The sequence below is a fragment of the Streptomyces sp. A2-16 genome, assembly GCF_018128905.1.
In the GTDB taxonomy this organism is placed as follows: domain Bacteria; phylum Actinomycetota; class Actinomycetes; order Streptomycetales; family Streptomycetaceae; genus Streptomyces.
On record NZ_CP063808.1, the window covers coordinates 130,346 to 149,831 of the forward strand.

Here is a 19,486-nt window from a genome sequence, read left to right on the forward strand (position 1 = left end):
ACGCCCCGCCGCCCACGACCAGCCCGGGTCACCCTGGCCCTCCGACGGCTCATACCTGCACCCGGCCCTGCCTCCGCACTTCCGTCAGCCGCTCGGCTCCCAGCTGTACGACCGTCTGCGTGGCCTCCGCCTGGACGTCGCCGAAGCCGCCGTTCGTCACGCTGATCGCGTCCTCCCCCACCCGGAGCGCGGCGACGTCCAGCGTGAGTGTCGTCGGCTCGCCGTCCGGTGACTGCCCGGTCAGCAGCACCCGCAGCCCCTGGCGGGCGTCCCCCGCCTCCGGCAACGGCAGGTCGCTGACCTGCACACCCAGGACGGCCCCCGTGGTCGTGGTGGCCGCGAACTGGGCGCACTTGCGCGGCAGGCCCCTGAGCCAGGTCAAGGTCTTGTCGATCTCGGCCGGCGGACGCGCGAGCACCTGGTACCGCATCTGCGCCTGGTTCCACTCGTCGTCCATCCCGGCGACCGCGCGGGGCTCGGCGTCGGCCCCGAACAGCTCGTCCGCGTACAGCGAGTCGAGCAGTGGCTGACACGCCCGCCGGTCGGCCTTCGCCTTCAGCACCCCGTCGTGCCAGGTGGCCGTGCCCTGGGTCGGCATCCACGGCTCACCCAGATCCGCGTCGGTGACGAGCGCGGCCTGCGCCATGGCCGCGGTGAGGGTCGTGGCGGCGGCGGACGAGGACGCCTTCGGGGACGGCGGAGGGGCGCTGGTGGGCCGGGTGATCGGCCGCTTGGGTGCGGTGGGCGGTGTGGAGAGCGCGGAACAGCCGGTGGCGGCGAGGAGCCCGCCGAGGACGAGGGCGGAGGCGACGGCGCGGGCGGCGCGGGGCGGGGTCATGCTTCAAGTGATCACCGGGTTCCTGGAGGTCACCAGCGGTCCGGGCCGTATGGGTTACGGGGTGCGCGGCCCGTGGACGGGCCGGGCTGCCGCGGGCCGGCCGTAATTCACTTGCCGTGGCCACCCGGTCGGCGCTGCACTGTGGCCGGGCACCACGCTTCGTGGTGCCCGTGTTGCGAGGAGGAAGCGGCGGCGATGGAGATACGTTCCGCGACCGATGAGGACTTCGACGTCTTCGTCGACACCGTCCATGCCGCGTTCGGGCTCTTTCCGGGGACCCCGACCGACGGCGGCGGCCTGTGGTGGTCGGCCCTCGAGAAGGACCGCTGCCTGCTCGCCCGCGCGGCGGACGGACGGCCCGTGGGTACCGCCGCCGCGTACCCCTTCGAACTCACCCTGCCCGGTGAGTCCCTCGTCCCGGTCCCCGGGGTGACCGCCGTCGGCGTCCTTCCCTCGCACCGGCGCCGGGGCGTGCTCACGGCGATGATGCGGCATCAGCTGGCCGAGACGCGGGACCGCGGGGAGTTCCTCTCCGTGCTGCTGGCTTCCCAGGCCACGATCTACGGCAGGTTCGGCTACGGACCGGCGACGTACACGACGAAGCTGACGGTGCAGCGCCACGAGGCCGACTTCGCCGCGCCCCGGGCACGCGCGGCGGCCGACACCGAGTCGCCCGGCCCGGCCGCGAGCTCGGAGGACGGATCGCACGACGGATCCCGCGACGGATCGCACGACGGATCCCGCGACGGCTCGGTCGAGGTGCTGCGGCGGGCCGAGTGCGGCGAGATCCTGGAGGAGGTCTACGACCGGTACCGCCGCACCCGTCCCGGCGCGCTGTCCCGGCCGCACCGCTGGTGGGCCCTGCGCGCGGGGCAGCCCCCGATCTCGCCGGCGCCGCGCTACATCGCGGTCCACCGCGACGCGGACGGCGTCCCGGACGGCTACGCCAGCTACTCGGTCGACTCCGGCACCCTGACGGTCGACGAGACCATCGCCTGCGACGACACCGTCTTCACGGCCCTGGCCCGGTTCGTCCTGGAGCACGACCTGGTCACCAAGGTCGTGTTCAAGCAGGTCCCGCCCGATCACCCCCTGCGCTGGCAGCTGGCGGACTTCCGCGGCGGCAAGGTGAGCGACGAGTCGGACTGGCTCTGGGTGCGGCTGCTGGACGTGCCGCGTGCGCTGACCGCGCGCGCCTGGTTCACGGACGGGGAACTCGTCCTCGACGTGACGGACCCGTTCCTCGGCGAGCACGGCCGCCACCTGCTGACCGTCCGCGACGGCAAGGCCGACTGCGTCCCCACCGACCGGGAGCCCGACCTGTCCCTGGACGTGCGCGACCTGGGCTCGGTCTACCTCGGCGGCACCGCCCCGAGCACACTCGTGCGCGCCGGCCACATCCGGGCCCACCACCCGTCCGCGGCCCCCCTCGCCGACGCCCTCTTCCGCACCGACCGCCCGCCGCACTGCCTGCACTGGTTCTGACCGCCCCGGGTCGGCCGCAGCCACGAGGTGGGGCAACTTTTGTCTCCCGATGGTCCACGCCGACGTACCGGGCCGATACGGTCCCGGTGTGTCGGAGTCGTTGTGGGAGACCGCACTCGGGGACTGGTACGGGCCGGCCACTCCCCTGATGCAGAGGACTCGGGCGTACGGTCCGAACAGGCGCGGTGAGATCGTGCTGCGCCGTTGGCTGCGTGTGCTGGCGGCGCGTTCCGTCGCCGCGGGCTTCGCCGTCATGGGGGTGCTCGTCGCGTTCCACGCGGTCGGCGTTCCTCCGCGGCGCCCGCAGGACTCGGGGTTCGGCTCGGCCGTCTGCTTCGTCATGGCTGCCGTGCTCTGGCACTTCTCCCTGCTCCGTCTGGTGCTGCGGCCCGGCGAGATCGTTCGTTACGGCGTGTTCCGTCACGTGGTCGTGCCATGCGCGGCCGTGGAACGGATCCGTCGATCCTCGACAGGGCGGGGAAACACCCTGAAGCTGAAGACGTACGGCGGCCAGACGGTGGCCCTGTACTGGTTCGACGGATCTCTGTGGGACGCCCTCTTCGACTTCTCGAAGGTGTGCGAGGACGCCCTGCGCGCCCACGTCCGCGACGGCGCCCGCGGGCATCCGGAGGATCGGCGCGCGTTCCGCTGGAGTCCCAACCGTTCGTCCGCCGCCGCAGCGCTGTGGGCCGCCGCCGTGGTGGCTTCCGCGTTCGGCATCGCGATGCTGCGGGGCTGACGAAGACCGTGCGCCGTCCGGCGCTGCCGGTGGACTCGTCGGCGTAGGGGAGGATGCAGGAGAGTGCCATGGATCGAGAGCGCGGCGGGGTGGGGATGGGGCCCGAGGAATCCGAGCCCGTGGTCGGCATTGCCAAGCCGACGGGCCAGAAAGCACGTGAAGCCTGGGGTGCAGAGGCGTACTCGATCCTCGTAGGCGTAGCGCAGACGTACCACGCGGTGATCACTTACAAGGAGCTGGCGGAAGAGATCCAGAGTCGGACGGGAATCCGGACCAGGACCCTCCTGCACAACTGGATCGGTCCGGTCCTGGGCTGGGTGGTGCGTGAAGCCGATCGCCGCGGCGATCCACCGCTGACAGCGCTGGTGGTCCACACGGGCGACGGCAAAGTGGGCAGCGGATACAAGGAAGTTCTGGCGGTCGCCGGAGAGCCCCCGGTGGACGACGAACTGGAGCGTGAGCACCACGCTGCCGACGCCCGCCTTGCTTGCTACCGTCACTTCGGGGCAACCATGCCGCCCGATGGCGGTGTGGCGGCTTTGGCTCCCAGACTGCAAGCCACTGTCGAACGCCGCCGCGAGCGCACCGACAAGCCCGCCCAGATCTGTGAGCGCTGCTTCGTCCAACTGCCTTCGACGGGCCTATGTGATTCGTGCGGATAGCCGACGGCGCGCTCGATGCGGTTCCGGCACAGCTGGGAGAGCAGCGCTGCAGGAGTTTGATCCGGGCGCGGCCCAGAGGCGTTGAGTCCGGGCTAGCGCTTCTTGCGGATCCTGCGCTTCTTCTCTTTGGCTTCCTTCTCCTTGCGTTGCGCCACACCGTAGGCAGACCACGGTCCCTGATGGACTGGACACCGGGAGGTGCCGCCTACCACCTTCCGCTGACATCGACCGCCTGTCTTGGTCGGAGCACCACACTTGGCCACGCTGCTTCCCCCTCCGGTCGCGACACGCACTACGTGGAGCTCCAGGAACCGTGGCTCGGCTTTCGCCGACAGGGAAGGCGCGTGCCGGGTCGCCGGTTGCGCGCGGGCGCACGTCGACGCCATCAGCGGGGTAAGCCGCGCTCATGTGGCGCCAGTTCAAGCGCTGACCTGGGCGAATGGCGGTAACTCGTCGCGCTTCTCCGGGATGTCCAGTTCCGCCCATACCGTCTTGCCGACCGTGAGCTTCTCCACCGCCCAACGACCGGCCAGGACGCGGACGATGAGCAGGCCCCGGCCGAACTGGTCGTCGGGGTGGGGTGGTCGGGTACCGGGGAGGCGTTCGCCTCTCGGGTCGGTCACCGCGACGCGGAGGGCGGTGGCGGTGAGGGACGTCTCGACGCGGAAGAGGCGGTCTCGTAGACAGCCGTGGAGCAACGCGTTCGTGCACAACTCGCTTGCCAGCAAAGCCGCGTCGCCGGCGAGGGCGGGATGGCCCCAGTCGACGGCGAGTCCGGCGACGTGTCTGCGGGCGAGGGTGACGCTGCGCGGGTACGGGGTGTAACTGACCTCGTCGTGGCGGTCGTAGGACTTGGGAGGGCGGGGAGGGCAGGAGTCGGTCACGGAGTCCTCCTGGGTGTGGGGAGTCGCGGTGGCTTCGCCGTGCGGACAGCACGGTGCTCTTCCGTCAAATGGTTGCCTTTAGTGGCCGATCGAGTACTGACGGTAGTGGCGCGCTCGCTGTATGCGCAAGCAGTCTCGGGGAAATATGTCTCCTGTGTGGCTTGTGTTGTCGCTCCGGTGAACCGCACACTGGCCGCGACCAGGAGGTGACCCGAGGTGTCCACAGGCCAGTTCACGCGCGGAACGCGCGTATCCACCGTCCTCGCGCGCAAGTTGGGCGGTGAACTGCTGAGGCTCCGGGACCGGGCCGGCCTGACCCAGCCGCAGGCTGCGGAGGCGCTGTCGGCGACGGCCGCCAAGGTGGCCAAGATGGAGCGCGGGTGGGTCCCGTTCCGCGATCCCGACATCAAGACCCTGTGCGAGCTGTACGGCGTGACCGACCCGAAGCCCCTGGAGCGGCTGTTGAGCCTCGCCAGGACCGACCGGGAGCGCCGCAAGGCCAAGGGGTGGTGGAACCAGTACCCCGAGTTGCGTTCTCTGGTGGAGTACGTGGCCCTGGAGGACATCGCGACCGGCGTCCGGACCTGGCAGGGGGCCTTCGTCCCGGGCCTGTTGCAGACGCCGGACTACGCCAGGGCGCTGGCGATCGGCAACGCCGACTGGGACGAGCCGGGGGAGATCGAGCGGTTCGTGGAGGCGAAGGTCGCCCGGCAGGGGCGGTTGACGGACAGCAGTCCGCTCGACCTGTGGGCCGTTGTCGGAGAGGGGGCGCTACGCCAACTGGTCGGCGGGCGTGAGGTCATGCGGAGCCAGCTGGCGCACCTGGTCGAGGCCTCTCGGCTGCCCAACGTCAAACTTCAGGTGGTTCCGTTCCTCGCGGGCTCCCACCCCGGCATGACCAGTGCCTTCAGCGTCGTCTCCTTCGCCGAACCCGGCGCGATGGACGTGGTCTACATGGACACGACCTCGTCTACGCTGTGGCTGGAGAGCGAGGCGGACGCCGCCCGTCACAACAACAAGTTCGAGCGGATCGCAAGGAACGGACTCGCCCTTCAGGATTCCGTCGAGCTGATCGAACGCATCCGCAAGGAGCTGTGAACCGTGCCGCACTTCGAGTTCGCCAAGTCCAGCCACAGCAGCGGCAACGGCGAGTGCGTCGAAGTCGCCCGCAATCGTCCCGGCACCGTCGCCGTCCGCGACTCCAAGGCCCCCCACGGCCCGATACTCCACGTCGTCCCCGACACCTGGACCACCTTCATACGGTCCCTGGACCGCACGCGCTCCTGACCGGATCCTCAGGGCACCTGCCCCAACAGCCCCCGTACCTCCTCGTCCACCACCCGGTACCGCACCACGCGGCCCTCCTTCTCGCCCGCCACGACCCCGGCGGCCCGCAGCAGCCGTAGCGCCTGCGACACGGCCGGGTCGTTCATGCCGGTCGCGATCGCGAGGTCGGAGACGGCCAGTGGGCCGGTCCGGTGCAGGGCGAGGAGGAGGGACAGGCGGTTCGGGTCGGCGAGGAGGGCGAAGCGGTCGGACCAGGTGCGGACGTGTCCCGGGTCGCCGATCGCGGCGATCGCGTCGCACACCCGGTGCCCGTCGATGGTGCGGCGGTCGGCTCGGTCGGCCGGGACGAGGTGCATGGGCTCATCCTCGCAGGCACGCGCGAGACGCGGCCGCCCTGTGTGATCTTCCATACCTGCGCAGGTGTGCAGCTATGCAGGAGACCCGGCCCCCGCCTACGGTGGGCGGGCCGTGGTGCTCGGGAAGCCGGTGACGACCCCTCAAGGGTCCAGTCCGGTGCGGCCCTCGCCACTGTGATCGGGAAGTGTCCGTGCCCTTGAAGCCACTGGTCGCACGACTGGGAAGGCAGGCGCGCACACGCACGACCCGTAAGCCAGGAGACCGGCCACGGCACGTCAGGAACTGATCCACGAGGTGCTGGAGCTGACCGTATGACCGAACCTGCCCTGGCCGACACCGCCGCCGACTCCTCCTTCCGCTGGCGGCGCGAGGACACCGTGAAGACGGTCGGTCTGATGGCCGCGATAGCCGCCCTGCACGTCCTCGCGTTCGGCATCCTCTTCCTTCTCGTCGTCCCGGGGCACTACGAGGTCGGAGACAAGGCCTTCGGCATCGGTCTCGGCATCACCGCCTACACCCTCGGCATGCGGCACGCCTTCGACGCCGACCACATCGCCGCGATCGACAACACCACCCGCAAGCTGATGGCCGACGGCAAGCGGCCGGTGTCGGTGGGGTTCTGGTTCGCGCTCGGCCACTCCAGCGTCGTCGTGCTGCTGGCCGCGCTCATCGCGGGCGGCACCCAGCTCGCCGGCAAGGTCATGAACGAGGGCTCCAGCACCCACCAGGTCCTGGGTTTCCTCGGTACGACGATCTCCGGCACGTTCCTCTACCTCATCGCCGCCCTCAACCTGGTCGCCCTGCTGGGCATCCTGAAGGTCTTCCGGGCCATGCGGGCGGGGTCGTACGACGAGAAGGAGCTGGAGCAGCACCTGGATTCCCGGGGCTTCATGAACCGGATCCTCGGGCGGCTCACCAGGTCCATCACCCGGCCGGGGCAGATGTACCCGCTGGGCTTCCTGTTCGGGCTCGGCTTCGACACGGCCACCGAGGTCACGCTCATGGTGATGGCCGGGTCGGGCGCGGCGGCCGGACTCCCCTGGTACGCGATCCTCTGCCTCCCCCTCCTCTTCGCCGCCGGCATGAGCCTGTTCGACACCCTCGACGGCACCTTCATGAACTTCGCCTACCAGTGGGCCTTCTCCAACCCGGTGCGCAAGGTCTTCTACAACCTCGCCATCACCGGGCTGTCCATCGCGGTCGCCTTCTTCATCGGCACGATCGAGCTCGTCGGAGTGCTGCACGACAAGTTCGACCTCACCGACGCCCTCACCACCTGGATCGCCGACATCGACCTCGACAACGTCGGCTACGTCATCGTCGGCCTGTTCGTGGTGGTGTGGGCGGCGGCGATCGCCTACTGGCGGCTCGCGAAGGTGGAGCAGCGGTGGGGCGTCAGCGGCTCCTGAGGGCCGTGACGTCGGGGAGCGGGTGACTAGACCCCCTCCACCGCCGTCAGCCACAGCTTCACGTACCGCTCCACGTCCACGTCCAGGCCCACGTCCACGAGGGTCACTTCGCGTCCGCCCTCGTGGATCTCGGACTCACCGGGACGGCGGCGGCGGTCGACGACGGTCTGGCCGCGGGTCGGGCCGGGGGTCAACGAGACCTCCACCGGGAGGAGTTCGGTGGTCAGGCCACCCGGGTCGACGACCGCGCACACCGCGCCCGCGTCGCCGAGACCGCCGGTGGGGGTGGGGTCGCCGGAGGTGGCCGGGTCGCGGTGGGCGAGGAGTTCGCCGGCCATGCGGAGGCTGGGTTCCGAACTCGCCCTCAGGCGCTGGACGTCGGCGGCCGGGACGACGACCCGCTCGAAGACGTCCAGGCCGTACATCGTGATCGGCACCCCCGCGGTGAGCAGTACAGCGGCCGCCTCGGGGTCGTGCCAGACGTTGAACTCGGCGACCGGTGTGGCGTTCCCGGTCGCCACCGCGCCGCCCATGAACACGATCCGCTCGATGTTGCGCACCACCTCGGGGTGGGTGCGCAGCAACAGGGCGATGTTCGTCAGCGGCGCGGTGGGGACGAGGGTGACCGGCCTGGGCGAGGCGAGGATCTCCCGCCTGAGCAGGGTCACCGCGTCCACGTCCACCGCCACCCGGGTCGGCGCGGGCAGCCCCAGATCGCCCATGCCGTCGGCGCCGTGCACATGCTGTGCGGTGCGCACCGGCTCGAGCAGCGGCCGGGCGGCGCCCCGGGCGACCGGGATGTCCCCGGCCCCGGCCTGCTCCAGCACGGTCAGTGTGTTGCGGACCACCCCGTCGACGTCGGTGTTCCCGGCGACACAGGTGACCGCGCGCAGGTCGATGCCCGGATGACGTACGGCGAACAGCAGGGCCAGGGCGTCATCGACACCGGTGTCGCAGTCGATGATCACCGGGATGGGCTGTCCGGTCACGGCGGGTCCTTTCGTCACTGGCGTACGGCCTCGGCGTACGTCGCCGGCGTACGGATCCGACCTTACGCAGCCGCCCAGAGTTCGGCCCCGCGATCACCGGCCCGGGCACCGACCCGCTCCAGCAGGTCGTCGACGGGCACGGCTCCCGGCCTGCGTCCGTCCCGCAGCCGTACGGCCGCACAGCCGGCCTCGGCCTCCCGCTCCCCGATCACCGCCTGGTAGGGCACGAGGCGCGCGGCGCGGACGCGGGCGCCGAGGGTGCCGTGGCCGGGGCCGGACAGTTCGGCCCGGATGCCGCGCGCCTCGGCCCGCCGTACGACCTCCAGGGCCCGCTCCTCCTGGGCGTCGCCCACCGGCAGGACCACGAGCTGCACGGGAGCGAGCCACACCGGGAACGCGCCGCCGTGCGCCTCGACGAGATGGGCGACCAGTCGCTCCACGCTCCCGATGATGCTGCGGTGGACCATCACCGGGCGATGCCTGGCGCCGTCCGGACCGATGTAGTGGAGGTCGAACCGCTCGGGCTGGTGGAAGTCGATCTGGACGGTGGAGAGGGTGGACTCGCGGCCCGCGGGGTCGGTGATCTGTACGTCGATCTTGGGGCCGTAGAAGGCGGCCTCGCCCTCCACGGACTCGTGCTCGACGCCGTCCAGGACCTCTTCGAGGAGAGCGGTGGCGCGGCGCCAGAGCCCGGGGTCGGCGACGTACTTGCCGGAGTCGCCCGGGAGGGAGAGCCGGTACCTGCTCGCTCGAATGCCGAGGTCGGCGTAGGCCTTCCCGATGAGGTCGAGGGCGGCGCGGGCTTCCGCCGCGGCCTGTTCCAGGGTGCAGAAGATGTGCGCGTCGTTGAGCTGGATGGACCGGACGCGGGTGAGACCGCCGAGGACACCGGACGGCTCGGAGCGGTACATCCCGCCCAACTCCGCCATCCGCAACGGCAGCTCGCGGTAGCTGTGGGAGCGGGAGCGGTAGATGAGGGCGTGATGGGGGCAGAGGCTGGGCCGCAGCACGAGCTCCTCGCCCCGGCTCTCCTCACCGCCGCCGCCCAGCCGCATCGGCGGGAACATGTCGTCGCTGTAGTGCGACCAGTGCCCGGAGATCTCGTACAGCTCCCGCTTCCCGAGCACGGGCGAGTACACGTGCCGGTACCCGGCGGCCCGCTCGACCTCCCTGACGTACTCCTCCAGGGCGTGCCGTACGACGGCCCCGTCGGGCAGCCAGTACGGCAGCCCCGCGCCCATCAGTGGGTCGGTGTCGAACAGATCGAGCTCACGGCCGAGTCGGCGGTGGTCGTGCATGGTGGTTCTCCCTCGCTCACAGGGGGCGAGGAACCGGCGGGAACGACGAAGCCCCGGGGCACTCGCCCCGGGGCTTCGGACTGCGTCAGCTGTCAGCGCGCCGGGACCTGCTCCGGCGTCGTCGTGATCGACGGGATGGCTCGGACACGCTGCATGAGGTGAGGGTAGGCGGCGGGCCGGGGGCGGGGCGAAGGATTTTCCGCCCACGAGTTCGTCCCCTGCGCATCCAATCCGCGACCTCCGCAGAAACGGATTACGCCCGGACATGTCCCGATCGTGGAGGCCCTCGGTGAAAGAAGCGGTGCATATCGGAAGAAAACCCTCCGCGGAACCCGACCTGCAGGAGCTGGTGGGCCGGGTGGCGCTGGGCGACGAGGAGGCGTTCGCCCGGGTCTACGACACCGTGGTGGGTTCCGTCCTGGGGGTCGTGCGCGCCGTGCTGCGTGATCAGGCGCAGTCCGAGGAGGTCGTCCAGGAGGTCCTCGTGGAGGTGTGGCGGACCGCTCCCCGCTACCGCCCCGACCGGGGGACGGCCATCAACTGGATCCTCACGCTGGCGCACCGGCGGGCGGTGGACCGGGTCCGTTCCGTGGACGCCGCGGCCGCCCGGGACCACAAGGCCGCCCTGCTGGACCGGCTGCCCGAGTACGACGAGGTGGCCGAGCACGTCGAGGCCCGCCTGGAACGGGAACAGGTACGGCGCTGTCTGCGCACCCTGACCGAGATCCAGCGCCAGGCCGTCACCCTCGCCTACTACCGCGGACTGACCTACCGCCAGGTGGCGGAGGCGCTGGCGCTTCCGCTCGGCACCGTGAAGACCCGACTGCGCGACGGACTCATCCGGCTGCGCGACTGCCTGGGGGTGACCGCGTGACGACCATCGACCTGCACCGGATGACGGGTGCCTACGCACTGCACGCGCTGTCCGACGACGAGAGCGCCGCTTTCGAGCGCCACCTCCCGGGCTGCGAACCGTGCGCCCAGGAGACCGCCGAACTGCGCGCCACCGCGGTCCGGCTGGGCCTCGCCGCCACCACCGCGACCCCGCCCGGCCTGCGTGAGCAGGTGCTGCGCCGGATCACCACCGTCCGGCAGGTGCCGCCCGGATCACCGTCCCAGGCGCTCCCCTTCCGTTCCGGCCCGCGCACCCGGGCACTGTCCCGGTGGGCGCTGGCGGCCTGTCTCGCGGCGGCCGCGGCGCTGGGCGGCACGACCGTGTGGCAGTACCAGCGCGCCGAGGACGCCCGCGACCAGGCGGGCCGGGCCACACGGACGACGGACGAACTCGCCGCCGTGCTGTCCGCGCCGGACGCCAGGACGCGGGTCGCGGAGCTGGCGGACGGCGCCACCGGCACCGTCGTCGTCTCCCGCGGCCTGGACAAGGCCGTGTTCGCCGTCTCCGGGATGGCCCGGCCGCCCGGCGGCAAGGTCTACCAGCTGTGGTTCGACGACGACGGCACCATGCGGTCGGCCGGTCTGATGGACCCCGGTCGCAGCGACCAGGCGGTCCTGATGCGGGGTGCCGTCGACGGCGCGTCGGGCATGGGCGTCACCGTCGAACCCGACGGCGGCTCGAAGCACCCCACGTCCGCCCCGGTCGCCCTGATGAGCTTCCCGGGCTGACGGTCCCCGGCCGGCCTGCCGGCTGCCTTCGCCGCAGGTCGTCCCGGGCCGGGTCCCGCTCAGACGAGGCCCGTGACCGTCACGGTGACCCGCGGGGCGGGCCGCGGGGACGACAGGGCGCCCAGCCGGCGCTCGACGGAGCCACGGACGGCGCGGGCCACGTCCACGGTCCTGGCCTCACGGACCGCGACGACATGGATCTCCACGTGCCACGGGCTCGCGTCGTCCGGCCGGGTCATCCGCACCCCGGCGGGCGCCCCGCCGACTGCGGGCCGGCGCCCGGCGGAGCGCAGCCGGTCGCCGTCGGTCCCTGCCGGGGCGTCCGGCGGTGCGTTCTGTGTGCCGGCCCCGCCACTGGGCGGCTCCTCTCGTCCGGTCTTCCGAGGGTTCGACACGGCTGTGCCGTTCACGGAGGACTTCGGACGAGGGACGTCGTGCGGACGCAGCGTCGCCGGGGATACGCGAGGTACGGGGGAGGTGCCGGGTGCGCGAGAAAAAGCAGTGAACGAAAAAGAGTGGAGCCGGACGGAAACAGTCATATATCCGTAGCCGAAGGTGGCGCGGATTGGCCGGAACAGGAATTTCATCCGATCGTGGGGACCACCAATCCGCCCGGCTTCCGGGCCCGGATTCCCCACGTGACCGAGAACGAGAAGGAACCGAGGAGCCGACGCCGCCCGGCACGGCTGCTGCTGGGCGCGCTCAGCGGCCTGCTGGCCGGAGCCGCCGCGCTCGCGGTCGCCGAGGCGGTGGCGGGCGCGGTCCGCCCCGAGGCCGGTCCCGTCGTCGCGGTCGGCGGCGCCGCGATCGACCGCACGCCGGCCGGTGTGAAGGACTGGGCTGTCCGGAATTTCGGCACCGACGACAAACTCTTTCTCCAGCTCGGAATTCTCGCGTTACTCGCGCTTTTCGCGACGGCGCTGGGAATTGCCGCGCTCCGGTTCCGGCGGGCGGGCGCGGCCGGTGTGCTGGTGTTCGGCGCCGTCGGTGCGCTGGCGGCCACGGGCAGGCCCGACTCGACCGGTCCCGGCGACGCCCTCCCCTCACTGGCCGGTGCCGCCGCCGGAGCCGTGGTGCTGTACCTGCTCGCGGGCCGTCTGGCATGGCGCGCCCCCGTGGTCGGGGGCGTGCCGTCCGGTGCGGACTGGGACCGGCGGGGCTTCGTCGTCGCGGCCTGCGCCGCCGCGGCGGCCTCGGCGGGGGCGGGTGTCCTCGGCCGGTTCCTGAGCGGGACGAGCGGCCGGGACGCGCTGGCCTCCCGCGACCGGATCGTCCTGCCCGCTCCCGGTTCCCCGGCCCCGCCCGTGCCGAAGGGCGCCGGACCGCGGATCGCCGGTCTCAGCCCCTTCCTCACCCCCACCGGCGCCTTCTACCGCGTCGACACCGCCCTCGTGGTGCCCAAGGTGGACGCCACCACCTGGCGGCTGCGCGTCCACGGCAAGGGCGTCACCCGGCCCCGGACTTTCTCCTTCGACGATCTGCTCCGACGGGACCTCGTCGAACGCGACATCACCCTCACCTGTGTCTCCAACGAGGTCGGCGGCCCCTACGTCGGCAACGCGCGCTGGATCGGCGTACGGCTGGCGGACGTGCTGGCCGAGTGCGGGGTGCGGCCGCCCTCGAAGGGCGGTCCGGCCGACCAGCTCGTGGCCCGCTCGGTGGACGGCATGACGATCGGCAGCCCGGTCGAGGACCTGATGGACGGCCGCGACGCGCTCCTCGCCCTCGGCATGAACGGGGAACCGCTGCCCATCGCCCACGGCTTCCCGGTCCGCATGGTGGTGCCCGGCCTGTACGGGTTCGTCTCGGCCTGCAAGTGGATCAAGGAGATCGAGCTCACCACCTTCGACTCCTACGACCCCTACTGGGTCAGGCGCGGCTGGGCCCGTGAGGCGCCCGTCAGGACGCAGTCGCGCATCGACACGCCCAAGCCCTTCGCCCGGCCGAGGACCGGCACCGTCATGGTGGCCGGGGTCGCCTGGGCCCAGCACCGTGGCATCGACAAGGTCGAGGTCCGGGTGGACGACGGTCCCTGGCAGGAGGCCCGGCTGGCCGCCGAGGACACCACGGACACATGGCGGCAGTGGTCCTTTCCCTGGCAGGCGACCAAGGGCGGCCACACCCTCACGGTCCGGGCCACCGACCGCACCGGCCAGGTGCAGACCGAGAGACGTACCCGCACGATCCCCGACGGCGCGAGCGGATGGCACTCCGTGGTCGTCACCGTCGACTGACCCCTGACTCCCTGACCCCTGACTTCCTGACCCCTGAACCCCTTTTCCCCTTCCCCCGAGAAGGCAGCACGCGCTGCCGTCACCCACAGGAGAGACATCGTGAACACCCGAATCCGCCGTACCGCCGTCACCCTCGCTGCCGCGGCCGTCCTGCCGCTGGCCCTGAGCGCCTGCTCCGACAGCGGCTCCGACTCCACCACGTCGGACTCCTCGCCGAAGGCGGCGGCGTCCGCCTCCGCGTCGGACGACAGCATGGCCGGCGCCGGCAGCGACACCGCCATGGACAAGCCGTTCGGGCCCGCCTGTTCCGCGGTGCCCGCCGACGGTGCCGGCTCCTTCGACGGCATGGCCCAGGACCCGGTCGCCACGGCCGCGTCCAACAACCCCGCCCTGTCCACCCTGGTGGCGGCGGTGAAGAAGGCCGGGCTGGTCGACACCCTCAACAACGCCCAGAACATCACCGTGTTCGCGCCCACCAACGACGCCTTCGCGAAGATTCCGAAGGCCACCCTGGACAAGGTCCTCAACGACAAGGCCCAGCTGACGAAGATCCTCACCTACCACGTCGTCGGCCAGAAGCTCACCCCGAAGGACCTGGAGAACGGCTCCTTCGACACCCTGGAGAAGTCGAAGGTGACCACCTCCGGCTCCGGCGAGTCGTACACCGTCAACGACTCCGCCAAGGTGGTCTGCGGCAACGTCAGGACCGCCAACGCCACCGTCTACATCATCGACAGCGTGCTCATGCCCACCAGCTGACGCTCCGTCAACGACCTGTCCCCGAGGGCGCCGCATCCCGTGGCGCCCTCGGGCCTTTTCCGGTCCACCGCGTCACAGACACGGCCGGGGCGGGTCCAAAGCAGAGAGAACGACCGAGCAGCACGGCAGAAGGGAAGCACGACATGACCACGCAGACCGCACCCGTCGATCCTGGCCCGCGCGCTGGGCGCCGGCCGTACGTCCTGGCCGCTGCTGGTGACCGGTGCGGCCAGCGCCCTGTGGTCGGCGTCCAGCTACCTCGCCGTCTTCCGCCGCTCCCTGCACCGCATGCACCGCACGGAGGACCGGCGTTCGCCCTGGCGCAGGGCGCACCGCCTCACGCTCACCGCGTTCGCGCTGCTGGGGCTGCTGCTGGTCGGCTCGCTCACCCTGCTGCTGACCGGCCCGCTCGCACAGGCCGCGGGCCGGACCGTGGGCGTGGACGCCACCGCCGCCTGGGTGTGGAGCCTGTTGCGCTGGCCCGTGCTGCTGTGCCTGGTGGCACTTCTGGTCGTGGTCGTCTTCCGCACCGGCCCGGCGCCGGCGCGGCGGCGCCGACACCAGCCTGCCCGGCGGGGCACTGGCCGCGGGCCTGTGGCCGGTGGTCTCCGCGGGCTTCTCCGCGTACGCCTCGACGCTCGGCGCGTACAGCCGGCTGTACGGCTCGCTCGCCGGGGTCGTCGTCTTCCTCGTCTGGCTGTGGCTGTCGAACCTGGCCCTGCTGACGGGAGCGCAGTTCGCGGCGGAGCTCGCAGGGGCCCGCGGTCAGAGCACGGGGAAGTCCCCGGTGCCGTAGCAGTCCTGGGGCAGTGGGTCCGGGGCGCTCTCCGGGTCGAGCAGATGGGCGACGACGGCCGCGGCCGTGCGGTGCCAGAAGCGGTGCCGGCGCAGCATCGGATGGTCGCCCTCGCGGACGACGGCCATGCCCGCCCGCGCCGCCGTGTCCCGCGCCCTGCGTACGCAGTCGGCCGTGTCGGCGGGCGAGGTGACGCGGTCCCGGTCGCCGTGCAGGGCGATGACGTGCCGGCCCGCCAGCTGCTGCACCGGCTCGCCGGGCGGCCACCACGGAGCCAGCGCGACCACGCCGTGTACCTGGGCGTGACCGGCGGCCCGCAGGGCGGCCCGCCCGCCCATGGAGTGGCCGAGCAGCACGGTGGGGACGGGCCCGGCCAGCTCGGCGAGTTCGCGCAGGGCCCGGTGGGTGTCCCGCACGGGATCGGCCCGGGGGCCGTTCCAGCCGCGCAGACGGTACCGGACCTGCGCGACCAGGATGTCCTGGCGGGGCAGGGACGCCGTCACCGCGCGCACGAACGGACCCATCCGCAGGGCGGCGAGCTGCCAGGACCGGGTGTGCCGGTCGCTCATGTCCTGCCCTCCGTGCAGCACCACCACGGCGGCGCTCGGCCGCGGCGGGCACCTGCGGGGCAGCAACGCGGCCGCGGGCGGTACGGAAGAGCCGCTCTCGTCCTGCCGCATGCCGCCGCCCCTTCCGTCACGGTCCCCGGTGCCGTGCCCACCCGCGTCGGGCGGGCCGCACCGCCGATCCTCTCCGGGCCGCTCCGTCATGACGAGCCCGCCCCCCTCCTCCTGGGCGGACGCGGGAGGAAGCCACTGGTGCGGGCCATGTACCCGGCATAGCCGGGCCGGTCGGCCATGTGCCGTTCGAGCAGGCGTTTTCCGCTGCCCCGGGTCAGCAGCAGGCTCATCACCAGCGGGGAGACGAAGGACACGGCGGCCGACGCCGGAAGGTCGCAGGCCGTCAGGTACAGGCCCCACCACACGCAGAAGTCCCCGAAGTAGTTGGGGTGCCGGGTCCACGCCCACAGGCCACGGTCCATGATCCTTCCGCGGTTGGCGGGATCGGCCTTGAACCGGGCCAGCTGGGCGTCCCCGACCGCCTCGAAACCGAGGCCGACCGCCCACAGCACGGCACCGGCCCAGACGACGGCCGAGGGTCGGCCCGGCACGTACTGGGCCGCCTGCACGGGCAGGGACACCAGCCAGACCAGGGCGCCCTGCAGCAGGTACACCGTCCGCAGGGCGTACAGGTTCCGGCTGCCGGGGGCCTTGGCGAGCAGCGCCCGGTACCGCGGGTCCTCGCCGTGACCGCGCCCGCGCCGGGCGATGTGCACCGCCAGGCGCAGCCCCCAGACCGCCGTGAGCGAGGTGACGAGCAGACGTCGTACGAGATCACCCTGCCCGGCGGAGGCGGCGAAGGTCACCGCGGCCACCGCCGTGAAGGCGGCCCCCCAGGCGATGTCCACGATCCGGTGCACCCCCGTGCGCACCGCGACCGCGAAGGTGACCAGCATGACGGCGAGCGCCGCAGCGGCTGCCCAGGCCAGGTTGAGAGCGAACGCGCCCCAGGGGAAGCCGCTCACAGCCGGTCCAGCCCCTCGTACCAGGCGGGCGTGGCCGTCGGCATGCCGCTCGCGCCGCCGGGACCGGGCCGCACGGCCAGGATCTGGTCGACACCCATTCGGCCCTCCTCGAACGCCAGGGCACCGCCGGCCAGGTACAGCCGCCACACCCGGGCCGTCTCCTCGCCCACCAGCGCCCCGAACCGGTCCCAGCGCTCCTCCAGGGTGCGGTGCCAGGCGTTCACGGTGCGGGTGTAGTGCTCACGCAGCGACTCGGTGTGCCGCAGCTCCAGCCCGGCCGCCTCCAGCAGCGTGACGGTCTCGCCCAACGGGCGCATGTGCATGTCGGGTGCGATGTACGCCTCGATGAACGGTCCGCCGCCGGGCGCGCCGGGCCCGCGCGACATCTGCTGCACCAGCACCCGGCCGCCCGGGCGGACGAGCCGGTGCAGGGCGCCGGCGAAGGCCGGGTACTCGGCGTCGCCGACGTGCTCGCCCATCTCGACGGTGGCGACGGCGTCGTACGGCCCGCCCTCGATGTCGCGGTAGTCCTGGCAGACCACCTCCACCCGGTGTTCCAGGCCGCGTTCGGCGACCTGCTCGCGGACGTGGGCCGCCTGCTCACGGGCCAGGGTCACGGCCGTGACCCGCGCCCCGTGCCGCTGCGCCGCGTACAGGGTGAGGGACCCCCAGCCGCAGCCGATGTCCAGCAGCCGGGCCCCCGGCTCCAGCGCGAGCTTGCGGCAGATCAGCTCCAGCTTGGCCCGCTGGGCGTCGGCCGGTCCGAAGGCGGAGTCCTCGTCCTTCGTCCAGTAGCCGCACGAGTAGGCCATGGTGTCGTCGAGGAGGAGCCGGTAGAAGTCGTTGGACAGGTCGTAGTGGTGGCTGATGGCGGCCCGGTCGCGCGCCCGGCTGTGCAGGCCGCCGCGCAGCCGGGCCTGGGAGGCGGGGGCGGCCGGCCGCGGACCCACCGCGCCGAGCCGTACGGCGGTGGCGACGGCTCGGGCCCGGTCGGCGGACGTGAGCCGGGGCGGACGCAGGCCCTGCTCCCGCCGGGCCGCCCACACCGCGCGCAGTCCGCGCGCCAGGTCGCCCTCGACGTCGAGCTCCCCGGTGACGTACGCCTGCGCCAGGCCCAGTTCGCCGGGGTGCCACAGCAGGCGGCGCAGTGCGCGCCGGGAGCGCAGGACGACGACGGGGGCGCCCGCGGGGCCGGACTCGCTGCCGTCCCAGGCGCGCAGGCGCACCGGCAGGGGGCCGCCCAGGAAATCCGCGGCCAGGGCGGCGAGCCGGTGGGCGGCACCGGGCCGGGCTGTGAGGGGTGCGGTGGTCATCGGCCGGGGTTCTCCTTGGTGAACAGGTACTGCTGCACGTCGAGGTACCCGGCCCGGAAGCCGGCCTCCGAATACGCGAGGTAGAAGGTCCACAGGCGGCGGAAGGTCTCGTCGAAGCCGAGCGCGTCGACCTCGTGCGCGCGCTCGGCGAACCGCTCCCGCCACAGCCGCAGCGTCTCGGCGTAGTGGGCGCCGAAGCCGTCGCGGCGGGCGAGGCGCAGACCGGTGTGGTCGCGGACCGTGTCCTCGACGGCCCGCGTGGACGGGATGAACCCGCCGGGGAACACGTACTTGTGGATCCAGGTGAAGGTGGAGCGGGTGGCGAGCATCCGCTCGTGCGGCATGGTGATGGCCTGGAGCGCGACCCGGCCGCCCGGTGCCAGCCGCTCGTCGAGGGTGCGGAAGTACACCGGCCAGAACTCCGCGCCGACCGCCTCGACCATCTCCACGCTGACGACGGCGTCGTACTCCCCGCGGGCCTCGCGGTAGTCGCACAGCTCGATCGAGACGCGGTCGGCGAGACCGGCGGCGCGCACCCGGCGCAGGGCCAGCTCCCGCTGTTCCCGGGAGAGCGTGAGCGAGGTGACGCGGGCGCCGCGGGCGGCGGCACGCAGGGCGAGTTCGCCCCAGCCGGTGCCGATCTCCAGCAGCCGGGTGCCGTGGCCGATGTCGGCCAGGTCGAGCAGCCGGTCGATCTTGCGGTGCTGGGCCGGGGCAAGCCGGTCCCAGCTCGCCGGGAAGCCCCGGAAGACGGCTCCGGAGTAGGTGAGGGTGTGGTCGAGGAACAGCGCGAACAGGTCGTTGGACAGGTCGTAGTGGCGGCTGATGTTGGCCCGGGAGCCGTCGGGTGTGTTGCGTTCGCCGTCCGGATGCCGTGGTGCCCACAGGCCGCGCAGCCGCTGCAACGGGGCCGGGATCAGTTCGGCCGTGTGGGCGGCGAGCACGGTGAGCGCGGCGACCAGGTCGGGGGCGTCCCACTCGCCGGCCATGTAGGACTCGCCGAATCCGACCAGGCCGCCGCAGCCGATCCGCGCGTGGAAGGCGGCCGGATCACGCACCTCCAGCAGCGGTCCGCCCAGCCCGAAGGTGCCGATCCCCTCGAACCGGGCCCGCAGCGGCAGCTTCCGCAGGGCCCGACGGACGAGCGCCGCGGTCACGGCGCTCCGGGCCCGGGAGGCGGCGGGCACGGCGACGACATCGGGCCAGCGCGCGGGGTCGGCCGGGGCGA

At 72.4% G+C, this 19,486-nt stretch carries 20 protein-coding genes, 1 pseudogene and 1 riboswitch; of the genes and pseudogenes, 11 read left to right on the forward strand and 10 right to left on the reverse strand.

Going from position 1 to position 19,486, the window contains the following annotated elements:
* Window positions 1-49: 49 nt before the first annotated feature.
* Entirely contained in the window at window positions 50-838 is a 789-nt protein-coding gene (locus tag IOD14_RS00595) for a hypothetical protein (protein ID WP_212669387.1), read from the reverse strand.
* A 195-nt stretch (window positions 839-1,033) separates the two neighbouring features.
* Here IOD14_RS00595 and IOD14_RS00600 point away from each other — a divergent pair, with 195 nt between their 5' ends.
* From IOD14_RS00600 to IOD14_RS00610, 3 genes are all read left to right on the forward strand, one after another.
* Window positions 1,034-2,323: a GNAT family N-acetyltransferase gene (locus tag IOD14_RS00600; RefSeq protein WP_212669389.1), complete on the forward strand. Its 1,290-nt coding sequence runs from the start codon at window positions 1,034-1,036 to the stop codon at window positions 2,321-2,323.
* An 88-nt stretch (window positions 2,324-2,411) separates the two neighbouring features.
* Window positions 2,412-3,062 (forward strand): hypothetical protein, encoded by a 651-nt coding sequence (locus IOD14_RS00605; protein ID WP_123990484.1) that lies wholly within the window; start codon window positions 2,412-2,414, stop codon window positions 3,060-3,062.
* Between the two features lie 68 nt (window positions 3,063-3,130).
* A complete protein-coding gene (locus tag IOD14_RS00610; RefSeq protein ID WP_249125788.1) occupies window positions 3,131-3,724 on the forward strand; it encodes a hypothetical protein in 594 nt (197 codons plus the stop codon).
* A 419-nt stretch (window positions 3,725-4,143) separates the two neighbouring features.
* Here the strand turns inward: IOD14_RS00610 and IOD14_RS00615 are convergent, their stop codons facing one another.
* Window positions 4,144-4,608 (reverse strand): ATP-binding protein, encoded by a 465-nt coding sequence (locus tag IOD14_RS00615; protein WP_123990486.1) that lies wholly within the window; start codon window positions 4,606-4,608, stop codon window positions 4,144-4,146.
* A gap of 216 nt (window positions 4,609-4,824) precedes the next feature.
* On the opposite strand from IOD14_RS00615, the gene IOD14_RS00620 reads away from it, so the two are divergent.
* Window positions 4,825-5,706 (forward strand): helix-turn-helix transcriptional regulator, encoded by an 882-nt coding sequence (locus tag IOD14_RS00620; protein WP_212669390.1) that lies wholly within the window; start codon window positions 4,825-4,827, stop codon window positions 5,704-5,706.
* A 3-nt stretch (window positions 5,707-5,709) separates the two neighbouring features.
* Complete coding sequence (locus tag IOD14_RS00625; protein WP_212669392.1) at window positions 5,710-5,895, forward strand: DUF397 domain-containing protein; 186 nt, start codon at window positions 5,710-5,712, stop codon at window positions 5,893-5,895.
* Window positions 5,896-5,903: 8 nt separating this feature from the next.
* On the opposite strand, the gene IOD14_RS00630 is transcribed toward IOD14_RS00625, so the two are convergent.
* Complete coding sequence (locus IOD14_RS00630; protein WP_123990489.1) at window positions 5,904-6,251, reverse strand: metalloregulator ArsR/SmtB family transcription factor; 348 nt, start codon at window positions 6,249-6,251, stop codon at window positions 5,904-5,906.
* A 96-nt stretch (window positions 6,252-6,347) separates the two neighbouring features.
* Window positions 6,348-6,537: riboswitch (cobalamin riboswitch) on the forward strand.
* A gap of 26 nt (window positions 6,538-6,563) precedes the next feature.
* On the opposite strand from IOD14_RS00630, the gene IOD14_RS00635 reads away from it, so the two are divergent.
* A complete protein-coding gene (locus IOD14_RS00635; protein WP_212669393.1) occupies window positions 6,564-7,661 on the forward strand; it encodes a HoxN/HupN/NixA family nickel/cobalt transporter in 1,098 nt (365 codons plus the stop codon).
* 26 nt (window positions 7,662-7,687) lie between these two features.
* Here the strand turns inward: IOD14_RS00635 and IOD14_RS00640 are convergent, their stop codons facing one another.
* Both IOD14_RS00640 and thrS read right to left on the reverse strand, forming a co-directional pair.
* Window positions 7,688-8,650, reverse strand: coding sequence for a nucleoside hydrolase (locus tag IOD14_RS00640; RefSeq protein WP_212669395.1), 963 nt, complete (start codon window positions 8,648-8,650; stop codon window positions 7,688-7,690).
* A gap of 62 nt (window positions 8,651-8,712) precedes the next feature.
* Window positions 8,713-9,948 (reverse strand): threonine--tRNA ligase, encoded by a 1,236-nt coding sequence (thrS, locus tag IOD14_RS00645; protein WP_212669396.1) that lies wholly within the window; start codon window positions 9,946-9,948, stop codon window positions 8,713-8,715.
* Window positions 9,949-10,237: 289 nt separating this feature from the next.
* On the opposite strand from thrS, the gene sigK reads away from it, so the two are divergent.
* Both sigK and IOD14_RS00655 read left to right on the forward strand, forming a co-directional pair.
* Window positions 10,238-10,822 (forward strand): ECF RNA polymerase sigma factor SigK, encoded by a 585-nt coding sequence (gene sigK / locus IOD14_RS00650; RefSeq protein ID WP_212669397.1) that lies wholly within the window; start codon window positions 10,238-10,240, stop codon window positions 10,820-10,822.
* On the forward strand, window positions 10,819-11,571 hold the full coding sequence (locus IOD14_RS00655) for an anti-sigma factor (protein ID WP_123990494.1): 753 nt from the start codon (window positions 10,819-10,821) through the stop codon (window positions 11,569-11,571). Before sigK ends, IOD14_RS00655 begins: the two co-directional genes overlap by 4 nt.
* A 59-nt stretch (window positions 11,572-11,630) precedes the next feature.
* Here the strand turns inward: IOD14_RS00655 and IOD14_RS00660 are convergent, their stop codons facing one another.
* A complete protein-coding gene (locus IOD14_RS00660; protein ID WP_212669398.1) occupies window positions 11,631-11,981 on the reverse strand; it encodes a hypothetical protein in 351 nt (116 codons plus the stop codon).
* 228 nt (window positions 11,982-12,209) lie between these two features.
* On the opposite strand from IOD14_RS00660, the gene IOD14_RS00665 reads away from it, so the two are divergent.
* The 3 genes and pseudogenes from IOD14_RS00665 to IOD14_RS00675 form a co-directional block, all read left to right on the forward strand.
* The gene (locus IOD14_RS00665; RefSeq protein WP_212673171.1) at window positions 12,210-13,805 is read left to right on the forward strand and encodes a sulfite oxidase; all 1,596 of its coding nucleotides are present in this window, start codon (window positions 12,210-12,212) and stop codon (window positions 13,803-13,805) included.
* 99 nt (window positions 13,806-13,904) lie between these two features.
* Entirely contained in the window at window positions 13,905-14,564 is a 660-nt protein-coding gene (locus IOD14_RS00670) for a fasciclin domain-containing protein (RefSeq protein WP_212669399.1), read from the forward strand.
* Window positions 14,565-14,762: 198 nt separating this feature from the next.
* Window positions 14,763-15,360 (forward strand): annotated as a pseudogene (locus IOD14_RS00675) (YihY/virulence factor BrkB family protein); the annotation flags it as partial.
* Here IOD14_RS00675 and IOD14_RS00680 read toward each other — a convergent pair.
* From IOD14_RS00680 to IOD14_RS00695, 4 genes are all read right to left on the reverse strand, one after another.
* Window positions 15,330-16,040: an alpha/beta fold hydrolase gene (locus IOD14_RS00680; RefSeq protein ID WP_123990496.1), complete on the reverse strand. Its 711-nt coding sequence runs from the start codon at window positions 16,038-16,040 to the stop codon at window positions 15,330-15,332. The pseudogene IOD14_RS00675 and the gene IOD14_RS00680 sit on opposite strands and share 31 nt — an antisense overlap.
* A gap of 86 nt (window positions 16,041-16,126) precedes the next feature.
* On the reverse strand, window positions 16,127-16,945 hold the full coding sequence (locus IOD14_RS00685) for a DUF1295 domain-containing protein (protein WP_212669400.1): 819 nt from the start codon (window positions 16,943-16,945) through the stop codon (window positions 16,127-16,129).
* Complete coding sequence (locus IOD14_RS00690) at window positions 16,942-18,258, reverse strand: cyclopropane-fatty-acyl-phospholipid synthase family protein (protein WP_212669401.1); 1,317 nt, start codon at window positions 18,256-18,258, stop codon at window positions 16,942-16,944. Before IOD14_RS00690 ends, IOD14_RS00685 begins: the two co-directional genes overlap by 4 nt.
* Window positions 18,255-19,445 (reverse strand): class I SAM-dependent methyltransferase, encoded by a 1,191-nt coding sequence (locus IOD14_RS00695; protein WP_249126233.1) that lies wholly within the window; start codon window positions 19,443-19,445, stop codon window positions 18,255-18,257. Before IOD14_RS00695 ends, IOD14_RS00690 begins: the two co-directional genes overlap by 4 nt.
* Window positions 19,446-19,486 lie beyond the last annotated feature (41 nt).

Excerpts from the sequence above, each read along its gene's own strand:
- IOD14_RS00595 (WP_212669387.1), bottom strand. The coding sequence starts at position 838 with ATGACCCCGCCCCGCGCCGCCCGCGCCGTCGCCTCCGCCCTCGTCCTC.
- IOD14_RS00600 (WP_212669389.1), top strand. The coding sequence starts at position 1,034 with ATGGAGATACGTTCCGCGACCGATGAGGACTTCGACGTCTTCGTCGAC.
- IOD14_RS00610 (WP_249125788.1), top strand. The coding sequence starts at position 3,131 with ATGGATCGAGAGCGCGGCGGGGTGGGGATGGGGCCCGAGGAATCCGAG.
- IOD14_RS00630 (WP_123990489.1), bottom strand. The coding sequence starts at position 6,251 with ATGCACCTCGTCCCGGCCGACCGAGCCGACCGCCGCACCATCGACGGG.
- IOD14_RS00635 (WP_212669393.1), top strand. The coding sequence starts at position 6,564 with ATGACCGAACCTGCCCTGGCCGACACCGCCGCCGACTCCTCCTTCCGC.
- thrS (WP_212669396.1), bottom strand. The coding sequence starts at position 9,948 with ATGCACGACCACCGCCGACTCGGCCGTGAGCTCGATCTGTTCGACACC.
- IOD14_RS00680 (WP_123990496.1), bottom strand. The coding sequence starts at position 16,040 with ATGCGGCAGGACGAGAGCGGCTCTTCCGTACCGCCCGCGGCCGCGTTG.
- IOD14_RS00690 (WP_212669401.1), bottom strand. The coding sequence starts at position 18,258 with ATGACCACCGCACCCCTCACAGCCCGGCCCGGTGCCGCCCACCGGCTC.